This is a genomic window from Legionella nigrisilvae, from assembly GCF_977063395.2.
The window spans coordinates 301,518-326,605 of sequence record NZ_CDRUGZ020000019.1 but is presented as its reverse complement, the minus strand read 5'-3'; the positions used below and the strand labels follow the sequence as shown (position 1 = coordinate 326,605).

Genomic DNA, 25,088 nt, shown 5'->3' with positions numbered 1-25,088 from the left:
CTCCAAACTGGGGTTTAGCAACTCATCATTTGATGTGCTGTATCAAGCATACGATTAGAAAAGCCCCATTCATTATCATACCAGGCTACGATTTTCACTAGGTTTCCAAATACTTTGGTTTGAGTAGTATCAAAAATAGATGATGCAGGATTATGATTAAAATCACAGGATACTAAAGGATCATCATTGATTTGTAAGATACGACTTTTGGCTTGACGTACGATGTCATTCACTTCTTTTACGGTAGTCTCACGCTTTGCTGTAAAGGTCAAATCGATAACAGAAACGTTAAGGACCGGAACACGCATCGCAAAACCATCGAGCTTTCCTGCTAACTCAGGTAAAACTAACCCTACCGCTGCGGCTGCACCGGTTTTAGTTGGAATAATAGAGTGCGCTGCTGCACGAGCACGACGTAAATCTTCATGACTTCCATCCAAAAGCATTTGATCATTAGTATAAGCATGCACTGTATTTAATAAACCATATTCAATACCTAAGGCATCGTTTAAAGGTTTCACAACGGGTGCTAAGCAATTGGTGGTGCAAGATGCATTAGAAACGATGAGATCAGACGCTTTGAGCGTTTGGTGGTTCACGCCATAAACGATGGTTGCATCCACATTTTTTCCTGGAGCGGAAATCAATACTTTTTTAGCACCCGCAGTAATATGCTGCATTGCTTTTTCGCGTTCAGTAAAGAAGCCAGTACACTCTAAAACTAAATCGATGTTTAACTCTTTCCAAGGCAGATTTAGAGGGTTCCGTTCTGCGATGATTTTGATGGCATGGCCATCCACTACTAACATGTCGCCTTCCACGCTGACATCAGATGCGAAGCGGCCATGTGTTGTGTCATAACGGGTCAGATGGGCTGTAGTGTCAATTGCAGATAAATCATTGATTGCAACGATTTCAAATTCATTTTGTTTTTTGGATTCAAAAATTGCTCTTAAGATACAACGGCCAATGCGGCCATAGCCATTAATAGCGACACGTATTGTCATATTACTTCTCTCCAATTTTTAGTAATGAGTTACTATCTCAAGTTAAGCTTCTAATCGTTGCTTCGCTAGGTTAAGGATGTTGTCATTCCCCGAAGACGGGAATCTATTCTTAAAGTAGCGCGGTGCCTCGCTAGAAATGGGTTCCTACTTTCGCGGGAACGGTTGTTCTTTAACTTAATAGCAGTAAATCGTAGCCTGGGTAAGACAAAGCCATGACCCGAGATATTTGATGGTTTCCACGGGTGATGCTTTGCCACCCAGGCTACAAATTTTTAATAATGTTTTAATGTGATACTAATTCTTCCAAAGTTTTAATTATACGCTCTACAGTAATATCCAGGTATTGATATGCCTGATTTGCTGGAGCTGATACACCGAAACGATCCAGGCCAATTACGGCACCTTGCAAACCAACGAATTGGTACCAATAAGCCGAACTTGCAGCTTCAATTGCAATACGTGTATGGACGTTTTGGGGCAATACCTGATTTTTATAATTTTGGTCTTGCTCCAGGAATCGCTCTGCACAAGGCATAGAAACCACACGCACCTTAAGTGCACGTGTTTTCACTTGCTCTGCGGCCGCGAGTGCCAACTGCACTTCCGAGCCTGTTGCAATCAAGATGGCATCCGGTGTGCCATCACAATCCATTATGATATAACCTCCCTTAGTTATTAATTCTGCTGCGGTTGCTCCATGGGGCAATGCAGGTAAATTTTGTCTTGAAAGCAGTAAGGATGTTGGCCCATTATGATGCTCCAAAGCGAGCTTCCATGCAACGGCTGTTTCCATTAAATCTGCAGGACGCCATACACTCATGCCTGGAGTCATCCGCAACATGGACGCATGTTCTACGGGTTGGTGGGTTGGACCGTCTTCGCCTAAACCAATAGAGTCGTGGGTAAAGACATAAATGACGCGTTGTTTCATTAATGCACTTAAACGGATGGCATTGCGTGCATAATCTGCGAACACAAGGAAAGTACCCCCGTAAGGAATAAATCCTCCATGGACGGCCAGGCCATTCATGATTGCAGCCATACCAAATTCCCGTACCCCATAGTACAGGTAATTACCCGAGTAATCTTCGCCAGTGATGGCTTTGCTGCCTGACCAATCCGTATTATTGGAGCCCGTTAAATCAGCCGAACCCCCGAGCATTTCCGGCAACATACGAGCGAAATATTCGATACATTGTTGTGACGATTTACGAGTCGCGATCGCTTTGTCATTAGTAAGGCATTGCTCAAAAAAAGCATTACTTTTACTTTCCCAATCATCTGGGAGATCGCCATTAATACGGCGTAAAAATTCATAATGTTCTTGTGGATAGTGTTGTTGGTAGTCGTTTAAAAGAGTGAGCCATTGCTGTTCTTCTTTTTCGCCTTGCTCTTTATGACTCCATTGCTGATAAATGGCATCAGGGATCACAAAAGGATCATGTTTCCATTTAAAAAATTCGCGCACATTGGCAATGTCTTTTGCCCCCAAGGCGGCACCATGAGCTTTTTCACTGCCTGCGACGGAAGAACCAAGCCCGATTATAGTTTTGCAGATAATCAGGGTAGGTTGGGTGCTATTGGCTTGAGCTTTAAGAATGGCTTGCTCAATCGCATCCATATCATGGCCATCGACTGCTTCGATGACTTGCCAATGATAGGCTTTGAAACGTTGTGCGGTATCATCAGTAAACCAAGAGTCCACTTTACCATCAATCGAAATCCCATTGTCATCGTAGAAGACAATCAGTTTCCCTAAACCTAAAGTTCCGGCGAGCGAACATGCTTCATGGGAAATACCCTCCATGAGGCAGCCATCACCTGTAAAAGCATACGTATAGTGATCCACAAGATCAAAATCATCGCGATTGAAGTGAGTCGCCAAAACGCGCTCTGCTAATGCCATTCCCACTGCGTTAGCTAGACCTTGCCCTAAAGGACCGGTAGTTGTTTCCACTCCAGGGGTATGACCAAGCTCTGGGTGTCCCGGAGTTTTCGAGTTTAATTGGCGAAAATCTTTCAAATCATCTATGGAGAGATTATATCCAGACAGATGAAGTAAGGAATACAGCAACATGGAACCATGTCCATTAGATAATACAAAGCGATCGCGGTTAAACCAAAGCGGGTTTTGCGGATTGTGTTTTAAAAATTTGTTCCATAACACGGTGGCAATATCCGCCATCCCTAGAGGCATTCCGGGATGTCCTGATTGGGCTTGTTCTACCGCGTCTACACTTAAAATGCGAATGGCATTAGCTAATTCTTTGGAAAGATTCATGGATTCTCTTGTGCACTTAACTGGGTGTGATATTGTCGCTCAGAAGACAGGAATCAGCAAGAAAATAAGCGCATTTTTGATCATTTTTTTGCAAAAAGAGCTAATTTTGTCCTATTTTTTCGTTTTATGAGCATTCCTAAAACCACAAAATACCTACCTATAGTATAGATCGAATAACTCTAATAAAAAGACTTCCTAAGCACCAAAAGAGCATGTATATTTTTAATTGGTAAATACTCATGCATAGCAACAATAAATAGTTAAAATAGTTCATAAATTTTCTTTTTGTGTAATTTTATATATAATCAGACCTATTTTTTTACTTTTGAAGTTATTTATAGACAATAAACAAATGATAAATATAGAATTGTTTATTTGATATCCCGAAATTCCAAATTCATTTTAGGACATCATGACCCCACTAATTCGGCATTTACAAGAAAGCTTTCCTGAATTATGTCTTCCTCAGGCTGGGCAAATTCCTAAGAACTGGGCATCAGAGCATATTCAAAAGCTAGGTCCGGATTTTTATCGTAAGATAGTCCCTCTTCATCTGGTGTTGAATCTTGAATATAGCCTTTTAGGACAACAATTAAGAGCTAAATTCCTGTCGAAACAGGCAATCGCCCAAGAAGAGCTCAAAGAACAGCTGTTTGCTGCATTAATAATGGCTGAGCTTTTGGAAGAGATCTATAAAAACTATTTGATCATCCCCAGAGAAGTCACGCGCTTACGTCAGCAACAGAATTTATATCGTGAATTGTTAGAACTAATAGGCGCTCCTACACAAAAATCGAAAAAAGTAGAAGAAACTCCGTCGTTTACCCAACAAGTTCGCAATACCACCATCGAGATCAATTTATACCGTTTGTTATTAATCCGTTCCAAAAGGGCATTGGATCTCCTGGCTCTTCTGAAGACGAGCTCCGAGTCCTATCGAAATTTTGTCAAAATTATGGATACAGTAACCGATCCTATTTTGGCGCATTTATCGTGGTTTTTTTGGTTACCTCGTTTGTTAGTGAATCTAATTGTGCTAATAAAACATACGGTGCCCGGATGGTGGATGGATGATAAAGAGTACTCTTTAGGTTGGTATGTACGTCTGAGTACTCAATTAAAACGTCGCTGGTTCGAGTTAGGAAATGACATTGCCTGGGTTAGTTCAGGGTTCATTAATTGTTTTATTTTGACTGGTGCTTTGGCTCCATTTGGAATTTATGTATCGCTTTCTGTTTTTGCATTTGATGTCATCATGGCAATGACAAGAGCATATATCGAACTGAATCGTTTAAGCGAGCTGCGATCGCACTATGTGACCATGTTAAGTACTACAAGGGATGAGAAAGAGCAAAGACAAATTAAGGAACATATTAAGGCTATAGACAACCAAATTGACTTTGAACGCTTCCGACTCGGTTCCCATGTAACCACGACCACTCTAATTTTTCTGGCAATGTGTTGTGCTCTTCCTATGTTTGCCGCGAATCCAATTATTCCACTGATTGCCGCAATGTGTTTGGTTACGATTTGTTTTATTAATTTTGCTATAGCAGAAGAGGTTAATAAGAGCCGGCCTCAAGATACCATTGACCGTTCCACCGCTTTGGCAAAGTTGGGATTTTTTAACCAAAAGGAACAGCCCAAGGTTGTTCGCGATGTACAACACAATGAAGAAGATGATTTGCAACTGGATGGTCAATTGTGTTGTATCTAAATTAGAGCAGCTATTATTAAACTCTTCCTTCGGATTACGGCGAAATCCTTAATGCTGCCAAATGATAAGCTGCTGAACACTCAAGTCTAAAACTTACCTAATAAGAGCCCAGGATTACTCCATGAATGATTCATCGAAGTATAGAGGCTTTATTAATTGAATGTTATGCTTTACTTCTTGTATCAATTTTCAAAGGTAAAGCATGTCTGCACCAGTAGGGTTACCCCAATTTAGTCGTATTGATGTAAATCATTTTCATTCTCATCTGGATGCCCTTTTAAAAAAGCATTTGGAAGAGGTTTCAAGTTTGCTCAAAGAAAGCCCCCATTATACTTGGGATAATTTAATGTATCCCTTGGAGGATATGGCAGATGAGCTGGAGCGATTTTGGTCGCCGATGTCGCATTTGCATGGTGTCATGGATTCTCCAGAATTACGTAAATGCTATGATGCCTGCTTACCGCTTCTTTCAGCCTATGAATCGGCAATGGGCCATAACCATGAACTGTATGAGGCCATTAAATCCATTGATAAGCACGCGTTGAATCCAGTGCAACAAAAGTTGATTGCCGATAGTTTACGTGATTTTGAATTATCTGGAGTCGCACTCAATAAAGAGCGTAAAAAACGATTTGAAGCAATTCAGACGCGCCTCGATGAATTAACCAATCAATTTGAACATAATATTTTGGACGCCACGCAAGCATTTACGTTGCACATTAAAGATTCAACGCGTTTGGCCGGATTACCGGAACACGCTTTAAATACAGCGAAAGAACTCGCGGCCGAAAAAGGCCTTGATGGACATGTACTCACTCTGGAATATCCATGTTACCAAGCGGTAATGACCTATGCCGAAGATCGGGCATTACGTGAAGAGATGTATCAAGCTTTTATTACGCGAGCTTCAGACCAAGGACCCAATGCGCATACCTATGACAATACACCTTTAATCAATGAAATTTTAGCCTTGCGTCACGAAAAAGCCGAGCTTTTAGGTTTTAACAATTATGCAGAATTGTCCATTGCGACCAAAATGGCCGAGTCTACCAATCAAGTTAGAGAATTTATGAATGACTTGGTCAAGCGCATCCATGACCAAGCTGCCACGGAATTCAAGCAGCTGGAGCAATTTGCCAAAGAACAATTTAAGCTAAATCCCGTCAAACCGTGGGACGTGGGTTATTTGTCTGAAAAACGAAGACAAGCTTTATTTACCTTGTCACAAGAAGATCTACGTCCCTATTTCCCACAACCTAAGGTCATGCAAGGGTTATTCGATTTAGTTAAAAAGCTGTATGGCATGTCAATTGAAGAAGTAAAGGGTGTGGATATTTGGCATAAAGATGTCCAATGTTATTGTGTGGTCGACGAACATGGAACGGTTCGAGGCTACGTATATACTGATTTATTTGCTAGACCCAACAAACACAGCGGTGCGTGGATGGACTCATTGCAAAGTCGCAGAAGATTGGAGGATGGTAAGGTACAGTTGCCGATAGCAACTTTGACCTGTAATTTTGCCAAAGCATCCGCCAATAAACCCGCGATGTTATCCCATGAGGAAGTAGTTACTTTATTCCATGAGTTTGGTCATTGTCTGCATCACATTTTAACTCAAGTCGATTATCTAGGTGCTTCTGGCATCAATGGGGTAGAGTGGGACGCCGTAGAATTACCCAGTCAATTTTTTGAAAATTGGTGCTGGGAAAAAAGTGGTTTGGATGTTTTAACCGCACATGTGGACAGCGGTGAACCGATTCCCGAATCGCTTTTTGAGCGGTTGATCGCTGCTAAAAATTTCCAATCGGCGATGGCGATGTTACGGCAGATGGAGTTTTCTATATTTGATTTCCGTATTCATCAAGAGTATATGCCAAGCCAAGATTCCTTGGTTGAGAATATTTTGGCTGATGTTCGTTCTAAAACCAGCGTGATCCCGGTTGTACCATATAACCGTTTTCCACACAGTTTTAGTCATATATTTGCTGGTGGATATGCAGCAGGGTACTACAGTTACAGTTGGGCAGAAGTGTTGTCCAGCGATGCTTTTTCTCGATTTGAAGAGGAAGGAGTTTTAAATCCCCAAACCGGACGCGATTTCTTGCATCATATTTTGGAAGTCGGCAGCTCGAAGAAAGCGGCCGAGGCCTATAAAGAGTTCCGAGGCCGCCCAGCAACGGTTGATGCGCTATTACGTCACAATGGAATTCAAGGTTAAAGCAAACCTGGGTGAGGGCAAAGTCTCAAACCCAGGAAATTCCCTCTGAATTTTCAAAAGAAAACTGCTATTGTGTGTACATTTTATGTTATACTTATAGTGTACAAAGGGGGCGACCTGGCTTCGACGTGGGTTGCAAAACCAGAGGTGCATGCCGAGAATGAGAACTCTCGTAAATCAGACTCAAATAAATATAAATGCAAACGATGAAAACTTTGCTGGTGGGGAAGCTATCGCTGCCTAATAAGCACTTTAGATGAACCATCACTGTGTACTGGCCAATAAACCCAGTATCCCGTTCGACCGAGCCCGCTTATCGGTATCGAATCAACGGTCATAAGAGATAAGCTAGTGTCTTAATCCATCCCGTATTAAGATGCGAAATTCAGGGAATCGCTGTGTAGTATCCTGCCCGTCGGAGAATGCACAGTTAAATCAAAAGACACGGCTACGCATGTAGAGCTGAAGGCAGAGGATTTGCGGACGCGGGTTCGATTCCCGCCGCCTCCACCAAGCTATTGATTTATAACAAATTTTTATTAATTTGTTCCCGCTGATTATTGCTTCATTGAAATAAACATTAATAAGTAACTATTTGATTATATTTGAAATCCTATTTTTTAATCATTTATTCTCTCTCAAATAGTATATTTTAAAAGTACCCAAATTATGCCCAAAAAGGAGTTTTAATTAGTTAGACTATAGTCACCTACATATTGTAGCTATATGGGGGGAAGTAACTTGTGGTAGATAACGTACCTGATCCATAAGAAATTTGCTAAAATGGGGCAAAAGATTATTACATAATCCAATGGCAGGCTGAATTGAAAAAAATTAGATATCCGAAGTTTATGATGGATAAGATTATTTAATTGGCGTTCCTTGATGAAAAATCATACGCCATTTGTTATTTCTTAAACGCCAAATAGATGATCTTGCAGCCTGCTTAGTTTCTGAAACAGGTGTATCCTTTATAGAGCTAATATAGGTTAGTAAAATCATATCTCCAGAAAGTTGCTGTGCTTTGAATAAAGAAGCTGTACGTTCAGATTGATCATTGCTCTTAAGCCATTCTGCTACTGCTTTTTTATTGTACTCATTAGCACTACTTCCAATCTCAATAAACTCGTCATCAATTAAATCAATCAAATTGGTTAAGGAATCAGTCTTCTCTAATAATTGTTCTTCAAGTTTTATAATTAAATTAGTTAATGAATCGTCCATATTTATTTCAAGTGATTATATGTAGTGTTTAATACTAACATATCCATAAGAAGGATTTATATCAAATCGAATTTCTGTGTTAACGGGTTTCCACAAAATGATGGGTTTGCGAACGAATAAAATTGATATTCAAAATGTCTAACTCACCACGAAAATCAGTTCGAAAACTCTATACATTAATCAAAGTTCATTTTAATCTATTCTTTTAGCCTTTCTGAACAAGAGGAATAATGAGAGTAGGGTATGCCAGAGTTTCAACACATGAACAAAATTTGGACTTACAGCTTGATGAATTAAAGAAAGCAGGATGTGAGCAAATATTTACAGATAAAATAAGTGGCTCTGTCTCTGAGCGACCTGGTTTAGAAAAAGTTGAAAATTTTCTTAGAGAAGGGGATGTGTTGGTCGTTTGGCGATTGGATAGATTAGGGAGATCCCTTAAACATCTTATTTCTTATGTCAGTAAATTAGAGGAAAAGGGAATAGGTTTTCATAGCGTTACCGAGGCCATTAATACTGAAACACCTTCTGGCAAATTTATGTTTCATGTTTTTGGAGCACTTTCTGAATTTGAACGTAACTTAATTAAAGAGCGAACCCTTACGGGTCTTGAAGCTGCAAGAGCTAGAGGTCGACAAGGAGGCAGGCCAGAAAAGCTTAGTGATGAACAAAAAGAACTTGTAAAAACTCTTTATGCTAATAAAAAACATTCAATTCAATCCATTTGCAAAATGGTTGGCGTAGGAAAAACTACACTATATAAATATATCAACCAATGAATTGAATATGTTTATACTGGATCTAAAGCTCACGGTTGACAGATAGTCAGTTGCCAATTTTGATAAAGGAGTAAAACTAAGGCGGAAAGAGCACAAAATAGTAATAAAGTTTAAATGTAATGCTAGATCAATAAGGAAATCCATCGAATGATAGGGAGCAAAGGTATAAATGTCGTTTATTTTGATGAGTCAGGTAATACCGAGCAGGGATTCAAAGATAAGAAACAGCCTTTTATTACTTTTGCGTCACATAATTTTTCAGAAAGTAGTTGCAAAAAGATTCTGAAAAGCCACTTCCCTCGAAGTCAAGCTAAAGAAGTCAAATATTCAAGTCTGGGAAAAAAAGGACGAGTTGATAAATGTTATAATGTCCTGATTGAATTAAAGAAAAACGGAGACTCTTGTTTTAAAGCGTATTCTGTATATAAACCTCTCTTTCTATTTCATTCCTTTTTAACTTTATTTCACGATAGCGCTTATGAAAAAAAATTTCCTAATAAATCTCATGTTACTGGTGATCCGGATTGGACCTTCTCTAGGATGCACGCTTTATGGTTTCATTTTATTAGAATTAAAGGATTAGACTATATATTTAAATTGATTGATCTGTACTCATCTTTTATAAAGGAGAAGTCGGAGAAGGGGTATGAGTCTTTAATTAAACATATTGAAATTTTAACAAATGAATGTGAACAGGAAGCTCTAATTTATAACTGGATTTTAAATACGACTTTTGAAGACAGTGTGAAACTTATTAATGGCGGGTCATTTCAAGATGAATCCGTCAAACCGTCGTGGTTGGATACCACATTACCCTGCGTGTATCAGCTACTAAATCATTGGGCATATTTTTTTGATGGTAAAAATTTTGATGTAGTCCATGATGCTTCCTGGGTATTAAAAAAAGAGAATGGATTATTAATAAATTACAAGGGATTGCAAAGGATAAGCCAAGGATATTAAATTCAAAAGTCCAAGATAAGGGTTTTTATGTTTTTCCTGATTACTTACCAATACATAGTTTTGAATTTGAAAATTCAGAAAATTATGCTGCGTTGCAAATAGCAGACTTGTTGGCCGGATTAATAAATGAATGTGTGGCTGATTTTTGCACCGAAAAACCTAGTAATGAATACATTGATGTAATTAGTGACCTTATTGCAGAGGATAGTTTTATATATATGTTTCCAATTATTCATTATGCTCGAGAAGAAGATCAGCAAATAATATGCAGTAGAAATGTTCGATTTATGTGATGGCAAAATATAATACAGCTAAAGAGCATGTTTGTACAGAATGTTCCAAAAAACATGATTTGGATGTCTAAAAACTATTTTTATGTCTCTAGGTAATCCTTGGGGTTAAACTATAAATTTGGTCTAGCTCATCTATTGCGGTATTAAGGTCATTACAATGACTTAGAGACTTTAAGTGATATGCCAAAATGTGTTTATAAATATATTGTAGTTGAAAAGTAAGTTTTCGTGACTGCTCGTAACCCTCATAATTATGTACAAAATTATTCCGTATTAACCGAATAGCATTTAGACATTCTCCAATATACGATTCATTTGGGAAAATAACCTCGCATCTATTGAGAAAGTCCTTAATTTTAGTTCGTTGGTTTTGATTCTTCTTCGAAAGTAAAAGTTCTATTGAATTCCATAAAATGGTTAATGAAAGATTCGATTCATTCCAGTCTAAAGATCTTATATACAATAAAAGACTTTTTTTTATAATATCCTTATAAGGACATTTATGAATAATTTTTAAATCCCTTTCAATTCTTTTTTTTGTTTCTTTTGGGATATTAATTAGTTCAGTAGATGATGAATTAATTTCACAGTGAATATCCTGATTTAAAAGATCACCTTGAATCTTATGTAGGGTATGGTGTGAGCCTAACCTCAATTTGTTTATGGGCTCAGAACGTCCATCAAAAGTCATATCCCAATTACTATTAATGTAGATATTAACTAAAGCGCGAAATATGTCCATATTATTTAAATGGTCATTTAATTCATTAGATGAGGTATTAGTAGTGATCACACATTTTATAAACGTTTTTAGTTCGTTATATTTATACCTATTTAAAATAGTTTTTCTGGATTGAAACTTAGAAGGAAATTTTTTGTAAAATTTAATCTCACTTTCAAATATTCGAATTTGTCTAAATGAAACTTTTTTGGCAGATATAGAGGTGAGGCAATGCTTTGTTTCATTGACTAATACTAGTTTATTAATTTTATCTTCTAATAAATTTAACAAGTTATCTGAATTTTCTTGTTTTTTTTCAATTAGTTCCTTTATTGAGTCATAGATTAATTGTTGACAGAGAGAATTATCCAATTTCGAATTAAATTTGAAAAATTCAGTCAAACAATTTAATTGCGGAAATAAGAAATTTTGAAAATCTGTAGTAAAAAAATCGTTAATGATAATAGGAAGATTGCCTCCATTTATTTTTGAGTGCATGCTGAGCCATATTATTAGCTTATCGGGTTTATTTTTAACATCCTTCCATTCAACGGAGCTCATTACATCTCCTTACTATTTATTTTAATTTTAGACAAATTTTAATAAGTTAATTGTTTACTCATTTTATTTTAAATTAACGTTTAAAATAGGACCAAGAAGTTAGGAAAACCCCGATTTTCTTACTGATGAACTAGTCAAGAAGGGAGGTGTCCTAAAAACACAATAATATGGAATAGATTTTTTTAAATAAGAAATTTGATCTTAAGGACATCCAAGCTCGTATTCAGCAAATACAAAAGATTATTGAGCAAGGTAGCATATAATCTGGATGGCAGTGATGGCATCTTAGTTTAATCGCGTTTTGACAATAGGCTTAATAGAACCTGCATTTATATTATTTGAATTATAATAAAACGTTGCTATTAATAGCAGTGAAGCAATGGCGAGTGAAATTAGTTTTAATCCGAAACAAATGTTACCGGCGCTGTTTATTTTAATTGGTCTTTGAACTTGTTCTTTATTAGTTATCACTGGGTCGTTCCTATTTAATAACTCTTCATAAAATTCTGCCTGCTTTTTATTATTTGTAGCTAAAAATAAATATTGGCCAGCATCGGCAACAAAAAAAAGTAATAAAAAAGTTAGAATTAATTTTATTTCAAATGAAAAGTATGCCTCTTGTATAAAAAACCAGCAAACACCACCTTCTCCAAATGCAAGCTGTCGGCATATACTAGAAAGAGTTTTTGTGTTATCAGAGTAAACAGCCCAAAATTTTTTATGTATTTCGAGTTCTATTTCTTCTTTTTGTTGGCCCGATGTTTTGTTATTCATTTTGGTTTCCTCTATCAATTGTTATTGGGATAAGGTGAAAATCCGGGACCTGGGTTTCCAGTATTTATGTATGAAGGTGAGGAGCCCCTAGCTTTATTATTCGGACTATAATTATAGGAGCGGACAGAGTAACTATTGATTTTGGAAACGGGTATTACTATTTCCGAATTTTTACATTTTTGAGAGTTATTGCACTTTACAATTGCGTAATGATTCCCTAAAAAGGTTTGCCTTCTGTAAATAGTGATATCTGTTTTTTTTAATCCATTTTTTTTTGCATTTTGAAAAATTGTATTTTCCATTAATGCAAATTGTGATTGTTCCGAGTTATCTTTAGTTGTAGAGCAAGCCGCTAGAATCAGACAGTAACCAAATATGGTCAGAACCCTGAAAATCATAGTCTCTTCCTTAAGCTAATAGTTTCCCTCTTTATTATAGTCAATTATTTATAATCAATTTTAATAAAAATTAACCATATTAGGGCCAACTATATTATAGTTCCCCATTAATCTCTTTTTATTCCTGCTTATTCATTTGACTTTGTTTTAAAACAAAGACCACTCATAAATTGGTTGAAGTATTTTATTTTTTACAAGTTAAATAATACCGCGTCTAAGGGGTTAAAAGGGCATTGATTCTTTTGAACATATGACTAGGGCCGGGTAGTAAAGTAAACCCCCGATTTTCTTCCCGATGAACGATCCAGAAGGGTGGATGTCCCCAAATCCCACAATTAAGGCATTTCGGTGTAAAGGAGCCATCTATATAATGAGAATGAACGCTTACTAAAATCTCAGACTTAAACTGATTCCTTAAATACAACTATCTTTTATTTTTTCGTCCCCTGCCTCGTGCTAACTTCGTCGCTGCACGGGCGGCAATTTTCTTTGCTTCTATCTCAGCAAAATGTGCATTTTCTTTTTCTATATTTTCTGGCATTTCAAAGGTAATGGCACCCAATATTTTACCTCGTATTTCATTAATTAAAATAACGGAAGCTTTATGCATATCAACATGACCACGGCTACGGACGCAGCCACGCTTACGACCAATAGATGCAATTAATTCTTCTTTACCCATAGGCTTTTCTTCCAGTTTATAACGCTCCATTAAGCGTTCCGGATAGGCTACAAGTAAATATTCTGCTGCAAAGTCGGCAATATCATCATATTCAAAGGCAGTATCTTTAACAGCCCCCGATACAGCTAACCGATAACCACTATTTTCATTAGCAATTTTTGGCCACAACATACCTGGAGTATCAAAAAGGTATAAGCCATCTTCTAAACGAAACTTCATGGGGTCAGGCCTTGAATGGTGAAGAAATTGGGAATATTTTTGCTTGCATTATTCTCGTGTGAGTAAAAGAGTCAAAAAATTACGACTAGAGTTTTGAAAATTCACAATTCAAGGCCTGACCCCGCACGTATGACCCCGCACGTATGTTTTGCACTTACTTTTTAGTTTTGCTTAATATGGGCAAAAGCGATAGATCTTGTGGCCGTACGGGAGAAATTGCCTCCCTGGATTGATTATTTGGAAGCAATGTTATTGCTGTAATCAAACCTATAATGGCCATAAAAAATAGATAATATGAGGGGGCTGTAGGACTAACATTGTTTATAAGTAAGGTAACAATTAGCGGGGTAGTCCCACCAAATAAGGCATTTCCTAAATTGTATGAAAAAGCGATGACGCTGTAACGTATATTCTCAGGGCAATTTTCAACAATGGCGGTCATGGTATTACCTTGGTCTAAGGAGCTAAGAAGGGTTGCTATACCTAGAGCTAAAGAAGTCATTAATAATGATTTAAACTGCAATAAATAAAAACAAGGGAAAATTAATAATAGAATAGCTAGGCTTGTGATTATTATCATTTTTTTTCGACTAAAATAATCTCCAAAAACTCCTCCAAAGGGAACGATAAATAACATGGTAATTAATATGATAGTTTGAAAAGTTAACGCTGTTTTGAAGGGGAAACCCATGTAATGTTCTAAATAGGTGGCGATATAACCAACAAAAAAATAATAAAATGTGGCACTCATACAAGTAAGTCCCAAAATTTTAATGAGTTGGTAAGGGGCATATCTCATAGCAGTAATAAAGGGTCTATTTTCAATAAGATGATTTGTTTTTAAATATGAGTACACTTTGGTTTCAGATAATTGAAAACGATAATATGTAAGTAATGAACCGAATAGACCTACTACAAGAAAAGGTAACCGCCAGGCCCACGTATTGATAGTTTCTACAGAAAAAAATAAATTAAGTAATATTAATGTTAATGTTGCAAATAAAAACCCCAAATTTGCTCCACTTGCTGCAAAACTGGTAATAAATCCCCGATGTTTAGGTGAAGCTGATTCAGCCAGATAAATCATTATACCGCTGTATTCACCACCTATGGATAATCCTTGTATTAATCGCAGTAAAACAAATAGGGTCGGAGCTAATACTCCTATCTCTTTATAAGTAGGAATAATACCAACTAAGAAGGTGGATAAGGTAATAATGAGTAATGAAATTCTTAATGTTTTTGCCCGGCCTCGAGTATCTCCATAATAACCAAAAAAAATACCGCCAATAGGACGACAAATAAAGCCAATTGCAAATACCATTAAGGCGTCAATAGTTGAAGTGCTTGCAGATTCTTGAGGAAAAAATTTTCCCCCAATGATTGGAGCCATAAAAATAAATAACCCAAAATCAAACCATTCTATAATGTTACCCATACTTGAAATGAGTATTGCTTTATTTTTCAATTAAAATTGCCAAAATTTCGTTAATATGACGTACATAATGAAGAGCAAACCTCGTATGCTTTGTAACAGATTTTATCAAATAGTTATAATCATATTAAAGAAAAAGAGGTGTAAATCAAGCATTAATGGCGTCAGGCCTTGAATTGTGATCGACCGAGCCCGCTTATCGGTATCGAATCAACGGTCATAAGAGATAAGCTAGTGTCTTAATCCATCCCGTATTAAGATGCGAAATTCAGGGAATCGCTGTGTAGTATCCTGCCCGTCGGAGAATGCACAGTTAAATCAAAAGACACGGCTACGCATGTAGAGCTGAAGGCAGAGGATTTGCGGACGCGGGTTCGATTCCCGCCGCTCCCACCATATAACTCCTTGATTTATAAGCCCATTATCCACTATATCGCGGCACCATTTAGTATTATTTGATTGGTCTAAGTGTCCCTGATTTAATTTGATTATCAATCCATTTTTTAGCTTTGTTAATTACATATCTTTTTGCTTCTCAAACGAGTTAAGTATTTACAAATTGATACTGTCGATAATCAACTCAGTATCTACACTGAGTGTCGGGCACACTCCAAATTCCAATAATTTATTAAATTAGCGATTAGAGGATACGAGGAAACGAAGCAGAAGTCGTTTCGCATGGGGTACATCGACAAATGCATCACGTGCATGGAGAATAACGTGGTTATTGATAATCAGTAAATCCCCTGCTTTTAGAGTGAAGCGTAATTCAAGATCAGGGTGAGTGGCAAGACGATCATATAGGTCAAACAAAATTTTCGCTTCAGGATCAATTGTAACTCCCGGATGACGTTCTGCACTTCGGAAATAATCTGAGAGATAAACCGTTTTAAGTTGACCCTCATGGTGTGCACAAGGTGTTATCCAGACAACTGGGGGAGTTCCTGGAGCTTGTTCGTTGCGTAAGTCGAGTAATACAGGTTCAAACAATCGGTGTATCAGATGTGGTGACTCGCTGCGTAAAGCATTGAATACAGAAACTGAACTCGTCAAGCGACTTTCCCCGCCTTGTGCCGCAGGTCGGATGGTAAGGAGCCCCAGCAGGTCAGCGCCGTCGCAATGAGGAAGAAATTCCCGGTTAGTGAGGTAATTCCGTGCATAGTTATTATTTACCTCAGGGTGATTACATACTTCCCCAATGAGGTCATTTTGTGGGTTTTGGATGCCTAAATGGCCAAATTGACTGCCGAAAATTGCCATGAATAATTTAGCGCGTGCTATTGACCAACGCTCAATCGGAATACCGCGGATCAGGATAAAGCCTCGACCTTTAAACAATGCAGTGCAACATTCATCAATAAGTAATTGTAAATTGACATTACCCCAGTCTCCTGGCCCGATTTCATCAAGGCTGATATCTACTGCTTCCACTTCATCAACTAAAGTATCTATAGCGTTGATTTCCGCTAAAGACAAATGATGGGCGAATGTTTCAGGACTTCCAATTTCCTTAGCCTTCCAGGCGCATTCTCCTTTAAGCTCTTGTGTAGGAATTGACGTATGCTTTCTGGTAAGAAAATGAATGCCTTGTTCTAAAATGGTATATGTTTTCATACGTAGGTTTCTTTAGGTTCGGTACCTAGAATCAATGCGCTCAAGTTTTCGCAGAAAAGTAGGCCAGGCAAATGTCCCCAAGGTTCCATCGTACCAAGCGCGACTCATTTTTTGAACTTTTTCAGGAATACCCTGTATCGGTTTATTTAGTTCTCTGCTATGGGTTGTGGCGCGCAACTGCATGGAGCAGGCAGATTCTAAGTAGTAAATCAGTAACCAGGCAGCCCCACAGTTAGGTCCCACCGCTAATGTTCCATGATTGCGAAGCAGCATGAGATGTTTGGAGCCTAAATCAGCAACCAGCTGTTCCCCTTCGTGAGAATCAAGTACAATACCTTCATAGTCATGATAGGCAAGCTCGCCACCAATGATCATGGCATTCTGCGTTAGTGGTAATAGCCCTTCTGCGCACACAGAAAGCGCAACACCATCTAGGGTATGAAGATGGATAATGCATTTTGCATCGTCTCGTGCCTTATGGATTGCACTGTGGATGGCAAAAGCTGCTGGATTGATCATTTTGCTTTCCGACTCAATCACATTGCCTTCTACATCAACCTTTATCAGGCTTGAAGCGGTCACTTCTTCAAACATCAAGCCGAATGGGCTTAGCAGGTAATGGTGTTTGCTTCCAGGTACTCGCATTGATATGTGAGTGAAGATCAAATCGTCCCAACCTTTCCAGGCAACAAGACGATAGAGTGCAGCTAAATCGACACGTGCGGCCCATTCGTCAATAGTCATACCTCTAGGGCAATCTTTGTAGTATACCCCTGCAGTAGTCATTTCTACCTCCTCCTGCCCAGAGCTTTAACGTATGGTGAAAATGAGCTTATGAGTTAAACGACTTTTTCCAATCCTTCTCTCATGAAATATAGCATGTATTTTCAAGCTAAGGGGCGTGAGCGAAATAATTTCCGGTTTTGGAAAATTCACGACCATATTAATAATGGGGTCAGGCCTTGCAGTGTAATAATGGGGTCAGGCCTTGAATTGTGAATTTCAATTGAAGATTGATGGAGTCTATTGACGCTCAGAATGGAATGAATTAAAAACATGTCAAGGAAAAGATAATTAATAGTCCAACATGGCAAGATCACTGCGAATAGAGTTCCCAGGAGCGTTGTATCACATCACCTCAAGAGGAGATGGTCAGGAGCGTATCTACATTTCAGAGGAAGATAGAAATCTATTTTTAAAGACATTTTCTGAGGTATGCTTAAGATGTACTTGGGTATGTTACGCATACTGTCTCATGGATAATCATTACCATCTGTTAATAGAGACTCCAGCTGGAAATTTAAGTAAAGGGATGCAATTACTTAATGGTGTCTATACTCAAAGATTTAATCGAACCCACAATCGCGTGGGGCACGTTTTTCAAGGGCGATTCAAATCAATATTAGTTGATAAAGAGCGTTATTTGCTTGAGTTATCAAGATACATTGTATTAAATCCTGTACGCGCAAAAATGGTTACTTCACCAGATGAATGGAAATGGAGTAGTTATCAAGCTACGACATTAAAAGAGTCTAAACCCAATTGGTTGCATACAGATAAAATTCTTTGTTTATTTAGTGAAGATGTGGCCGTAGCCATTCATAAATATCGAGAATTTGTCATTGATGGAATAACGAGTAAGTCACCATGGAGTGATTTAAAAAAACAAATTTACTTGGGAAATGATGAGTTTATTAATGAGATGTTGAAAAAAATCGACCCTCAAATGAATCTAATAGATATCCCAAAAACTCAATATGAAACAGAGAGTTACACTTTAAAAGAGATAGAGCAAAAGACCAGTACAAGAAATGAAGGAATTCAAGTTGCGTACAAAAGTGGTCAATTTAGTTTAAAAGAAATTGGAGAATATTTTTGCTTGCATTATTCTAGTGTGAGTAAAATAGTTAAAAATTACGACTATAGTTTCGAAAATTCACAATTCAAGGCCTGACCCCGTAAGTGTGACCCCGTAAGTGTGACCCCGTAAGTGTGACCCCGTAAGTGTGACCCCGTAAGTGACCTTAAATGGGAACGGATCAGGTAAAGAATTACCACTCATGAATGGCTTAGTTAAAATTTTAGATTTAAATCTATTATTAACGAAATCAGAAATCGATTCTTCAGAAAATTTTTTATACTCAATTGAAAGATAATGGTTTTAATAAAAATAGCAGATAGAATAGTTGATTATTTTTTTAAGCTTTCATTACCTGACAATAAAGAAAGGTGTAATTGATGAAAAGAACTTCTAATGATCCACTGCACGGTATTACCCTCGAGGCTATCTTAAATAGTTTGTTGCTTCGTTATGGTTGGGAAGGCTTGGCGGAAAGAGTCAAGATTAATTGCTTTTCTTCGAACCCCAGCATCAAATCAAGTCTTAAATTCCTGCGCAGAACACCATGGGCAAGGAGTGAAGTAGAAGCCCTTTATCTTGCGTCCTTAAAAAATAAAAATTGCGACAACCCATAATTACTGGAGTATTAACTAATATGAAGGATGTTTTCATTAATAAAGAACCTGTTGAACTTTTCAAAATTCTTAAATTTGAAGGTATCGCCTCGAGTGGAGCAGAAGCTAAGGATATGATAGCTGCGGGCGCTGTATTGGTAAACGGGGTAATAGAAAAACAAAAAAGAAAGAAGATGGTTGCGGGAGATACGATTGAATTGAAAGGCGAGGTCTTTCGGCTAAAGTTGGGTACTGATTAACAATTTAATACAAGCAGGCTGTAAAAATGGGTAAAAATCCGGAAGAATTACAGCGCTCCAAAGATGTTTTCAATTTTTAGAATAGGGTATTTTGTTGCGAGCTAGAAAAGCAGATAGTGATTAAATTTGTTATTAGGCCGAAGCAAGTGTGACTCGAAGGTTAAATTATGATGTGTAAAGTTGATCCTAACAATATTTCTATTTTACGCAGTGTTGCGGGAGGATTCTTACTCTGTGGATTTATTTCCATAGTATTAGGTAAAACATATTGTAAACGAACTATTACACGCATAGAGGAACCTATTTCATTTTGGGGAACGGTTGCTATTTATTTATCATTGGGAATAATGATGCTGTTGGGGACTTATGTATGCCAACATTAAACGGTAAGTCTAATTACTTTTAATCTTTAAGTATAAGTTGGAAATCTGGACATTATTAAATATCAAAGGGTTTTTGCGGGAAATTTTTCGTAATGCCAGGCAAGATTAAATGCAAACCATCATTGAAGAGCTATTTGATAGCGAAGGCAAATATCGAGCGGAGTAGTATTAATAAAGGGCCACTCTTTATGCCTCATTACACTAACGATATTGTCCGTTTACAAATGCGAGTTCTTTATATAAAAGGATGTACCAAACGTTTTTCCAAAGACTCTATTTGCGCTAAATACGTATGCAGAAAAATTTTACATCTTTGTACAAAGACTAAAAATGGCGTAGGGCAATTGTAAAAATAATCTCTGAGTGTTAAGAAGAATATGCGCTTAAATATAAGTCTGATTAATTAATAGCACCAATACGATGAACTGTTCTTATTAAAATTTAAAAAATATTCCTAGAATGAAAGTGGGGAAGGTAACTAAGTTCCATTAGCATGGTTATCACAGAAATGAAGATGATACTTCAGCGTTTGTCTTAGGTTGGTATTGCCGATAAGTCGGGATGGGTTCCCCATTCTCTTGTAATCCACACCCATCTTTCCCCATATCTCTAATCTTATTAAACGCATCTTGCGCTGCTTTCTGCGCTAGTTCTACTGTTTTGCCTTTGGTGGAATCCCATATCTTTTTCCCATCAGGATCCATATAAGGAGATTTATTTTCTTTCGCTGCTCTCTGGTATTGCCTTAACACATCATAATTGCCTACATGATAAGCTTCCAATATTTCGGTCAGCGCATGGATTTTCAAATCTCTTTTTTTATCCTGATGATATAAGCGGGCAGCAGATTTCCGGTCTTTACGTAAGGCAGCAATATGTAAGCGGATCTCACCTTCTATACTTGGATCAGGTTTATACTCGCCTAATTGTTTGCTATCAGAGAATTCTTTTTTCCGCTCTCGATTGTTGTCTTCCTTGTAATCCTTGTATGCAGATGGAGGTAACTTGGGTATAAGGAGACTATGTTTAGGGAAAAAGGTCATTTCGGCAGTGTTAAAGCAATCATCGTTCCGGACCCAGCACCCTAGAGTATTGCTGAGCTTTTTTTGGGCCTCTTGACGTTGGGCTTCTGTTTGACTCCCATATTTCGTGAAGTCGGTACCCCAAAAAACACGAATACCTTCATGCGACTGTACGAATTGATGTGCTAAAGACATAGGGTTATCTTTATCTGTAGTGGCATCGTTCTTCTCATAGTGTCTGGCATGAGTAAAAAAAACGTCTGTTTTTTGTGTTACTGGATTGAGGCCGAGGATGGCTAATCCCATACATCCATTGAGGCCTGAAGTCCATAACATATCTACATCAGAATGTTCGATATCTTCGATAACCAATCCCGGACCCTCCCCGGTATCATTACCACTTAAGCCAATGACATGTTCTATTGCCGTTTCAAACCAGCTGTCTTTGCCCACTTGAGTTCCTTTAGGAAATGAAATGTCTTTCCCCCAGTAATGATCACATGAATATAACGTATCTGGATTGAGTTCTTTAGAATACATGATTAGCCCAGGATTTGATGAGCAGTTATAAAAAGTATAGTAGGAAAAATAGAGAATAATTGCGCTATAAGGGGGGAAATTAGCGAATCAGAATTAAAGAAGATATATCAAGAATTTTTGCCTATAGGCTTAGCCATTTCGTTAATCTCATCATTCAAGAAGTGAGGGTCTGCAAAGCATTTTCAATGAGCAGCCTCAACTATAGTTCATTATGCTCCTTCATTCTTTTTTATTTTTCCCATTGACTTGGTAATATCGTGTACATTTTAAACTATAATAAATCATCAGGATTTTTAATTAATCTTAGGAGTGATTGAAATTAGAGGTAGCGTATTGTGTTAAAAAAGCATGAAGATACCTTTGTGAAAGAGGACAGTAAGAATTTACCCAATGTTAACTATTTATGGATTGGTCCTCCTAAAATTGATTCTTCCGGAGAAAATAAGTTAGGGTCTGATGTTGAGGATGTTATTGAGGTCTCACGAAGATGTTCGAATAAGATTTGCTATTATTGTCTTGATGAACATGTTCCACATTATCATGATTTATTCAAAAAGAATGATTGCACTGTAGAGGTTAAATCAATAGATCAATACATAGCAGCCATGCAAAAAAATGAGGATCCTTATATCCGGGAACAAGCGAATAAAATGTCGGAGGTTAGAAGAGAGCTCTTGGCGGAACCTCGCAATCGAATTGTAGATAGAGTGGCCTTTAAAGATGCTTTCTCTTTATTCTTACTAGCAACTGAAGGTGGATATGCGTTAGATGCAAGCGTCCGATTTGCCGATAATACAACTCACTTTACTTTTCCACTTGAAGATAATTTTAAAGCACCTGTGGGTCAAGAGTACGAATCATGGATGTTATATGCATCCCCTACTAAATTAGATCAACCTAGAGTTGCACTGGATAGCTATTTATCAAGATGGGATTCTGTTCAGCAAATAATACGCGAAAATGTGGATGATATTCATAGAATTTTTAAGTTTCATCAAAATAATGCATCCTTAATCATTGATTCCATTACCAAAGCATTACATTCAATACCCAGCAATAATTTAAATAAATGGAGATTTCAATTTGATAAAACCAATACAAGTTTAGCAAAAGTAAATGGTTTTCCTCTTGTAAAAATGTATCGTAACAGCCATAAACCTCATCTTGAAGTTAGAGAAATCATATTGAAAAGGATCACTGAGTATCTTAAACAACCGCGTGAGGATCAAGACAATCGAAATGAACTCATTTCTCACTTAGAAAAAGAGCTCCATAATCTTAGAAATACTGATGCTGATGACTACCGCAAGATGATTATATTAAATGCTAAATTACATCAAGTTTTCGAAGCATTAAAAGAACTGGACAGGTGTTTTGAACAGTTACCCAAGGACAATATCGAAATTAGTGCTCATGTGGACAAAGCATATCATCAATTAAAAAATTGGTTGCAAGAAAAACCCCAAATTTCCGATGAAAATCCACAAATCATTATGGACAAGTTTAGGGAAAATATACGAAAGGTCTCCCCAGAGGTTAAAAAACAATTAGACAATATTCTTTTGGCTAAGGCTCATGAGGATTTATCCAGTAAAAGAGACCTAAATCATATTGATGAGAATGGAATGTCTTTATTCCACTTGGCTGTTTTATCTGAGAAACCTGCAATGATTAAGGCACTTTTGCAAAAGAAAGCGGATCCGAACACATTAGATTATGCTGGAAAAAGTCCATTGCATCTCGCAGTCAAAAGCGGCAGTCATGATCTTGTCAGAGCACTCTTACCTGAAATAAATGGTGCTAACCCTAATGTGTTAGATGGTGATGGGGTGCCTCCATTACATTACGCTATTCAATTGAAGCAACATAAAATTGTCGGCTCTCTTTTGAGGCGGCATGCTAATCCTGATATGCAAGACAAACAAGGTCTTACTGCCTTACATCACGCGATAAATTCAGGTGATATGCCACTCTTTAACCTAATAATCGATGCGTTAATTAAAGAAGGTCGAGGGCTTAATACTCTCGATCAAAATGGGTTGCCCCCCTTGGTATACGCATTAAGAAAAGGCAATCCTGAAATGATAGAAGTCCTTTTAAAAAAGGGTGCAAATCCAAATTTTGAAGATAAAAGTAACTTAACCATTTTTCATCATGCAATAAAAACAAATCATACTGAGCTTCTCAAAACATTCGTTAAGTTCGGGGCAGATCCAAATATGCCAGGAAAAGGAATATCTCCATTACATTATGCGGTTTTTTTCGGTACTGCTACTTCGGTAGAATCCCTATTAGACGTAGGGGCAGATCCCAATATACGGGGTAAAGATAATAGAACCCCCTTGCATGTAGCTGCATCCCAGGGAAAAAAAGAGGTCGCAGAATTGCTGGTAGGTGGAGGGGCTAAAATAGATGTTATTGACAATAATAAGAAATCTCCAGTCGAGTATGCCAATTCCAAAGGATTTCTATCAATTGCTGAAATGCTCATTAAATTTCAAGAACAGAAAACTGAAATTTCCGAATCAGAAAAGTCTAAAGATACATCAGCTGCTTTTTTACCTACGGTATCTAAAAGTCAACAAGGCTTTTTTGATCATTCAAAAGAGCCAATAAGCACTAACCCAATACAAGAATTTAAATTTGGAGAAGGGCCTAAAAAGTAGTTGCACGAACGAGTTGCATCCACCTTTAGGCATAGGGATAAGAATCTTAGCACTAAGTTAGAATGGGTTTATTGCGGGTTTACACCTCTCAGCGATAGGATACCTAAATCAAGAATTAAATATTTATTGGTGCCACCAAAACGGCACCATTTGCAGACAATTTCAGCACTATAAGTACAACTAAGGTGTATCAACCATTGCCACTTTTCGGTGTGCGTCGGGATGCTCTCTTGTACTTATGCTGTAAAATTCGTACTATAAAATTTATAAATATCAATGGGGTTAATATGAGGCGAGCGGGTTTATTTATTATAGGGATTCTCGTTATTCTAGGATTTTTTATTATCAGTGGTATCAATAAAATTCCAAGATTGGATGAGAAAGTTAAAGCATCCTGGATGCAAGTACAAAATCAATATCAAAGACGATTGGATTTAATTCCTAATCTTGTGAATACAGTTAAGGGGTACGCTAATTTTGAAAAGTCTACATTAACCGATGTGATTAATGCTCGCGCCAATGCAACAAAAGTCACCCTTACCCCGGAAATGTTAAACGATCCTGTGGCTGTGAAAAAATATGAAGAAGCACAGGGCGCTCTGTCTTCAACCCTATCAAGACTTATGGTGGTTGCAGAACGATATCCTGAGTTAAAAGCCAATCAAAATTTCTTGGCACTGCAATCTCAGCTTGAAGGAACAGAAAATCGAATCGCGATTGCGCGAAAAGATTATATCGACACCGTTCAGGAGTATAATACAACGATTAGGACGTTCCCTGGGATTATTTGGGCGAAAATTTACGGTGCCCAAATTAAACCTTCATTTACAGCAACTACAGGTGCGGAAAAGGCACCCCAGGTGAGCTTTTAACC

21 protein-coding genes and 2 other RNA genes are annotated in these 25,088 nt (G+C 37.6%); 13 read left to right on the top strand and 10 right to left on the bottom strand.

What is annotated here, in order from left to right:
• Positions 1 to 14: 14 nt before the first annotated feature.
• Positions 15 to 1,007 (bottom strand): type I glyceraldehyde-3-phosphate dehydrogenase, encoded by a 993-nt coding sequence (gene gap, locus ACWTE2_RS06515; RefSeq protein ID WP_182391960.1) that lies wholly within the window; start codon positions 1,005 to 1,007, stop codon positions 15 to 17.
• A 283-nt stretch (positions 1,008 to 1,290) separates the two neighbouring features.
• On the bottom strand, positions 1,291 to 3,288 hold the full coding sequence (gene tkt, locus ACWTE2_RS06510; RefSeq protein ID WP_454784694.1) for a transketolase: 1,998 nt from the start codon (positions 3,286 to 3,288) through the stop codon (positions 1,291 to 1,293).
• Between the two features lie 412 nt (positions 3,289 to 3,700).
• Between tkt and ACWTE2_RS06505 the strand changes: the two genes are divergently transcribed.
• The 3 genes from ACWTE2_RS06505 (at position 3,701) to ssrA (ACWTE2_RS06495) (ending at position 7,739) form a co-directional block, all read left to right on the top strand.
• Complete coding sequence (locus ACWTE2_RS06505) at positions 3,701 to 5,005, top strand: hypothetical protein (protein WP_454784693.1); 1,305 nt, start codon at positions 3,701 to 3,703, stop codon at positions 5,003 to 5,005.
• Positions 5,006 to 5,207: 202 nt separating this feature from the next.
• Positions 5,208 to 7,226 (top strand): M3 family metallopeptidase, encoded by a 2,019-nt coding sequence (locus tag ACWTE2_RS06500; RefSeq protein WP_454784692.1) that lies wholly within the window; start codon positions 5,208 to 5,210, stop codon positions 7,224 to 7,226.
• Positions 7,227 to 7,334: 108 nt separating this feature from the next.
• Positions 7,335 to 7,739: a transfer-messenger RNA gene (gene ssrA, locus ACWTE2_RS06495) on the top strand.
• A gap of 351 nt (positions 7,740 to 8,090) precedes the next feature.
• Here the strand turns inward: ssrA (ACWTE2_RS06495) and ACWTE2_RS06490 are convergent.
• Complete coding sequence (locus ACWTE2_RS06490) at positions 8,091 to 8,450, bottom strand: nuclear transport factor 2 family protein (RefSeq protein ID WP_454784691.1); 360 nt, start codon at positions 8,448 to 8,450, stop codon at positions 8,091 to 8,093.
• A 230-nt stretch (positions 8,451 to 8,680) separates the two neighbouring features.
• On the opposite strand from ACWTE2_RS06490, the gene ACWTE2_RS06485 reads away from it, so the two are divergent.
• The 3 genes from ACWTE2_RS06485 to ACWTE2_RS06475 all read left to right on the top strand — a co-directional run bounded on the left by ACWTE2_RS06485 (position 8,681) and on the right by ACWTE2_RS06475 (position 10,485).
• Positions 8,681 to 9,229 (top strand): recombinase family protein, encoded by a 549-nt coding sequence (locus ACWTE2_RS06485; protein ID WP_454784690.1) that lies wholly within the window; start codon positions 8,681 to 8,683, stop codon positions 9,227 to 9,229.
• A 147-nt stretch (positions 9,230 to 9,376) separates the two neighbouring features.
• Positions 9,377 to 10,192: a DUF3800 domain-containing protein gene (locus ACWTE2_RS06480; RefSeq protein WP_454784689.1), complete on the top strand. Its 816-nt coding sequence runs from the start codon at positions 9,377 to 9,379 to the stop codon at positions 10,190 to 10,192.
• The gene (locus tag ACWTE2_RS06475) at positions 10,120 to 10,485 is read left to right on the top strand and encodes a DUF3800 domain-containing protein (protein ID WP_454785019.1); all 366 of its coding nucleotides are present in this window, start codon (positions 10,120 to 10,122) and stop codon (positions 10,483 to 10,485) included. The genes ACWTE2_RS06480 and ACWTE2_RS06475 overlap by 73 nt, the downstream gene beginning before the upstream one ends.
• 88 nt (positions 10,486 to 10,573) lie before the next feature.
• On the opposite strand, the gene ACWTE2_RS06470 is transcribed toward ACWTE2_RS06475, so the two are convergent.
• The 4 genes from ACWTE2_RS06470 to ACWTE2_RS06455 all read right to left on the bottom strand — a co-directional run bounded on the left by ACWTE2_RS06470 (position 10,574) and on the right by ACWTE2_RS06455 (position 15,308).
• Positions 10,574 to 11,767, bottom strand: a complete 1,194-nt coding sequence (locus ACWTE2_RS06470; RefSeq protein ID WP_454784688.1) for a hypothetical protein — start codon at positions 11,765 to 11,767, stop codon at positions 10,574 to 10,576.
• Between the two features lie 285 nt (positions 11,768 to 12,052).
• The gene (locus ACWTE2_RS06465; protein WP_454784687.1) at positions 12,053 to 12,541 is read right to left on the bottom strand and encodes a hypothetical protein; all 489 of its coding nucleotides are present in this window, start codon (positions 12,539 to 12,541) and stop codon (positions 12,053 to 12,055) included.
• An 822-nt stretch (positions 12,542 to 13,363) separates the two neighbouring features.
• Entirely contained in the window at positions 13,364 to 13,840 is a 477-nt protein-coding gene (locus ACWTE2_RS06460; RefSeq protein ID WP_454784686.1) for a YlqF/YawG family GTPase, read from the bottom strand.
• A gap of 154 nt (positions 13,841 to 13,994) precedes the next feature.
• Positions 13,995 to 15,308, bottom strand: a complete 1,314-nt coding sequence (locus ACWTE2_RS06455; protein ID WP_454784685.1) for an MFS transporter — start codon at positions 15,306 to 15,308, stop codon at positions 13,995 to 13,997.
• Between the two features lie 27 nt (positions 15,309 to 15,335).
• Here ACWTE2_RS06455 and ssrA (ACWTE2_RS06450) point away from each other — a divergent pair.
• Positions 15,336 to 15,671: a transfer-messenger RNA gene (ssrA, locus tag ACWTE2_RS06450) on the top strand.
• A gap of 237 nt (positions 15,672 to 15,908) precedes the next feature.
• On the opposite strand, the gene ACWTE2_RS06445 is transcribed toward ssrA (ACWTE2_RS06450), so the two are convergent.
• Complete coding sequence (locus ACWTE2_RS06445) at positions 15,909 to 16,889, bottom strand: TauD/TfdA family dioxygenase (RefSeq protein ID WP_454784684.1); 981 nt, start codon at positions 16,887 to 16,889, stop codon at positions 15,909 to 15,911.
• 12 nt (positions 16,890 to 16,901) lie between these two features.
• Entirely contained in the window at positions 16,902 to 17,675 is a 774-nt protein-coding gene (locus ACWTE2_RS06440) for a class II aldolase/adducin family protein (protein ID WP_454784683.1), read from the bottom strand.
• Positions 17,676 to 17,976: 301 nt separating this feature from the next.
• Here ACWTE2_RS06440 and ACWTE2_RS06435 point away from each other — a divergent pair, with 301 nt between their 5' ends.
• The 4 genes from ACWTE2_RS06435 (at position 17,977) to ACWTE2_RS06420 (ending at position 19,986) form a co-directional block, all read left to right on the top strand.
• Entirely contained in the window at positions 17,977 to 18,843 is an 867-nt protein-coding gene (locus ACWTE2_RS06435) for an REP-associated tyrosine transposase (RefSeq protein WP_454784682.1), read from the top strand.
• A 284-nt stretch (positions 18,844 to 19,127) separates the two neighbouring features.
• A complete protein-coding gene (locus ACWTE2_RS06430) occupies positions 19,128 to 19,364 on the top strand; it encodes a VF530 family protein (RefSeq protein WP_454784681.1) in 237 nt (78 codons plus the stop codon).
• 20 nt (positions 19,365 to 19,384) lie between these two features.
• Positions 19,385 to 19,603, top strand: a complete 219-nt coding sequence (locus ACWTE2_RS06425; RefSeq protein ID WP_182391918.1) for an RNA-binding S4 domain-containing protein — start codon at positions 19,385 to 19,387, stop codon at positions 19,601 to 19,603.
• Positions 19,604 to 19,770: 167 nt separating this feature from the next.
• Positions 19,771 to 19,986, top strand: a complete 216-nt coding sequence (locus ACWTE2_RS06420) for a hypothetical protein (protein WP_454784680.1) — start codon at positions 19,771 to 19,773, stop codon at positions 19,984 to 19,986.
• Positions 19,987 to 20,486: 500 nt separating this feature from the next.
• Here the strand turns inward: ACWTE2_RS06420 and ACWTE2_RS06415 are convergent, their stop codons facing one another.
• Positions 20,487 to 21,548 (bottom strand): hypothetical protein, encoded by a 1,062-nt coding sequence (locus ACWTE2_RS06415; protein ID WP_454784679.1) that lies wholly within the window; start codon positions 21,546 to 21,548, stop codon positions 20,487 to 20,489.
• A 335-nt stretch (positions 21,549 to 21,883) separates the two neighbouring features.
• Here ACWTE2_RS06415 and ACWTE2_RS06410 point away from each other — a divergent pair, with 335 nt between their 5' ends.
• Entirely contained in the window at positions 21,884 to 24,214 is a 2,331-nt protein-coding gene (locus ACWTE2_RS06410) for an ankyrin repeat domain-containing protein (protein ID WP_454784678.1), read from the top strand.
• A 287-nt stretch (positions 24,215 to 24,501) separates the two neighbouring features.
• On the top strand, positions 24,502 to 25,086 hold the full coding sequence (locus tag ACWTE2_RS06405) for a LemA family protein (protein ID WP_182391914.1): 585 nt from the start codon (positions 24,502 to 24,504) through the stop codon (positions 25,084 to 25,086).
• Positions 25,087 to 25,088: the final 2 nt, after the last annotated feature.

Excerpts from the sequence above, each read along its gene's own strand:
- ACWTE2_RS06420 (WP_454784680.1), top strand. The coding sequence starts at position 19,771 with ATGATGTGTAAAGTTGATCCTAACAATATTTCTATTTTACGCAGTGTT.
- gap (WP_182391960.1), bottom strand. The coding sequence starts at position 1,007 with ATGACAATACGTGTCGCTATTAATGGCTATGGCCGCATTGGCCGTTGT.
- ACWTE2_RS06465 (WP_454784687.1), bottom strand. The coding sequence starts at position 12,541 with ATGAATAACAAAACATCGGGCCAACAAAAAGAAGAAATAGAACTCGAA.
- ACWTE2_RS06435 (WP_454784682.1), top strand. The coding sequence starts at position 17,977 with ATGGCAAGATCACTGCGAATAGAGTTCCCAGGAGCGTTGTATCACATC.
- ACWTE2_RS06485 (WP_454784690.1), top strand. The coding sequence starts at position 8,681 with ATGAGAGTAGGGTATGCCAGAGTTTCAACACATGAACAAAATTTGGAC.
- ACWTE2_RS06460 (WP_454784686.1), bottom strand. The coding sequence starts at position 13,840 with ATGAAGTTTCGTTTAGAAGATGGCTTATACCTTTTTGATACTCCAGGT.
- ACWTE2_RS06470 (WP_454784688.1), bottom strand. The coding sequence starts at position 11,767 with ATGAGCTCCGTTGAATGGAAGGATGTTAAAAATAAACCCGATAAGCTA.
- ACWTE2_RS06445 (WP_454784684.1), bottom strand. The coding sequence starts at position 16,889 with ATGAAAACATATACCATTTTAGAACAAGGCATTCATTTTCTTACCAGA.
- ACWTE2_RS06500 (WP_454784692.1), top strand. The coding sequence starts at position 5,208 with ATGTCTGCACCAGTAGGGTTACCCCAATTTAGTCGTATTGATGTAAAT.
- tkt (WP_454784694.1), bottom strand. The coding sequence starts at position 3,288 with ATGAATCTTTCCAAAGAATTAGCTAATGCCATTCGCATTTTAAGTGTA.
- ACWTE2_RS06505 (WP_454784693.1), top strand. The coding sequence starts at position 3,701 with ATGACCCCACTAATTCGGCATTTACAAGAAAGCTTTCCTGAATTATGT.
- ACWTE2_RS06405 (WP_182391914.1), top strand. The coding sequence starts at position 24,502 with ATGAGGCGAGCGGGTTTATTTATTATAGGGATTCTCGTTATTCTAGGA.
- ACWTE2_RS06480 (WP_454784689.1), top strand. The coding sequence starts at position 9,377 with ATGATAGGGAGCAAAGGTATAAATGTCGTTTATTTTGATGAGTCAGGT.
- ACWTE2_RS06490 (WP_454784691.1), bottom strand. The coding sequence starts at position 8,450 with ATGGACGATTCATTAACTAATTTAATTATAAAACTTGAAGAACAATTA.
- ACWTE2_RS06430 (WP_454784681.1), top strand. The coding sequence starts at position 19,128 with ATGAAAAGAACTTCTAATGATCCACTGCACGGTATTACCCTCGAGGCT.
- ACWTE2_RS06425 (WP_182391918.1), top strand. The coding sequence starts at position 19,385 with ATGAAGGATGTTTTCATTAATAAAGAACCTGTTGAACTTTTCAAAATT.
- ACWTE2_RS06440 (WP_454784683.1), bottom strand. The coding sequence starts at position 17,675 with ATGACTACTGCAGGGGTATACTACAAAGATTGCCCTAGAGGTATGACT.
- ACWTE2_RS06415 (WP_454784679.1), bottom strand. The coding sequence starts at position 21,548 with ATGTATTCTAAAGAACTCAATCCAGATACGTTATATTCATGTGATCAT.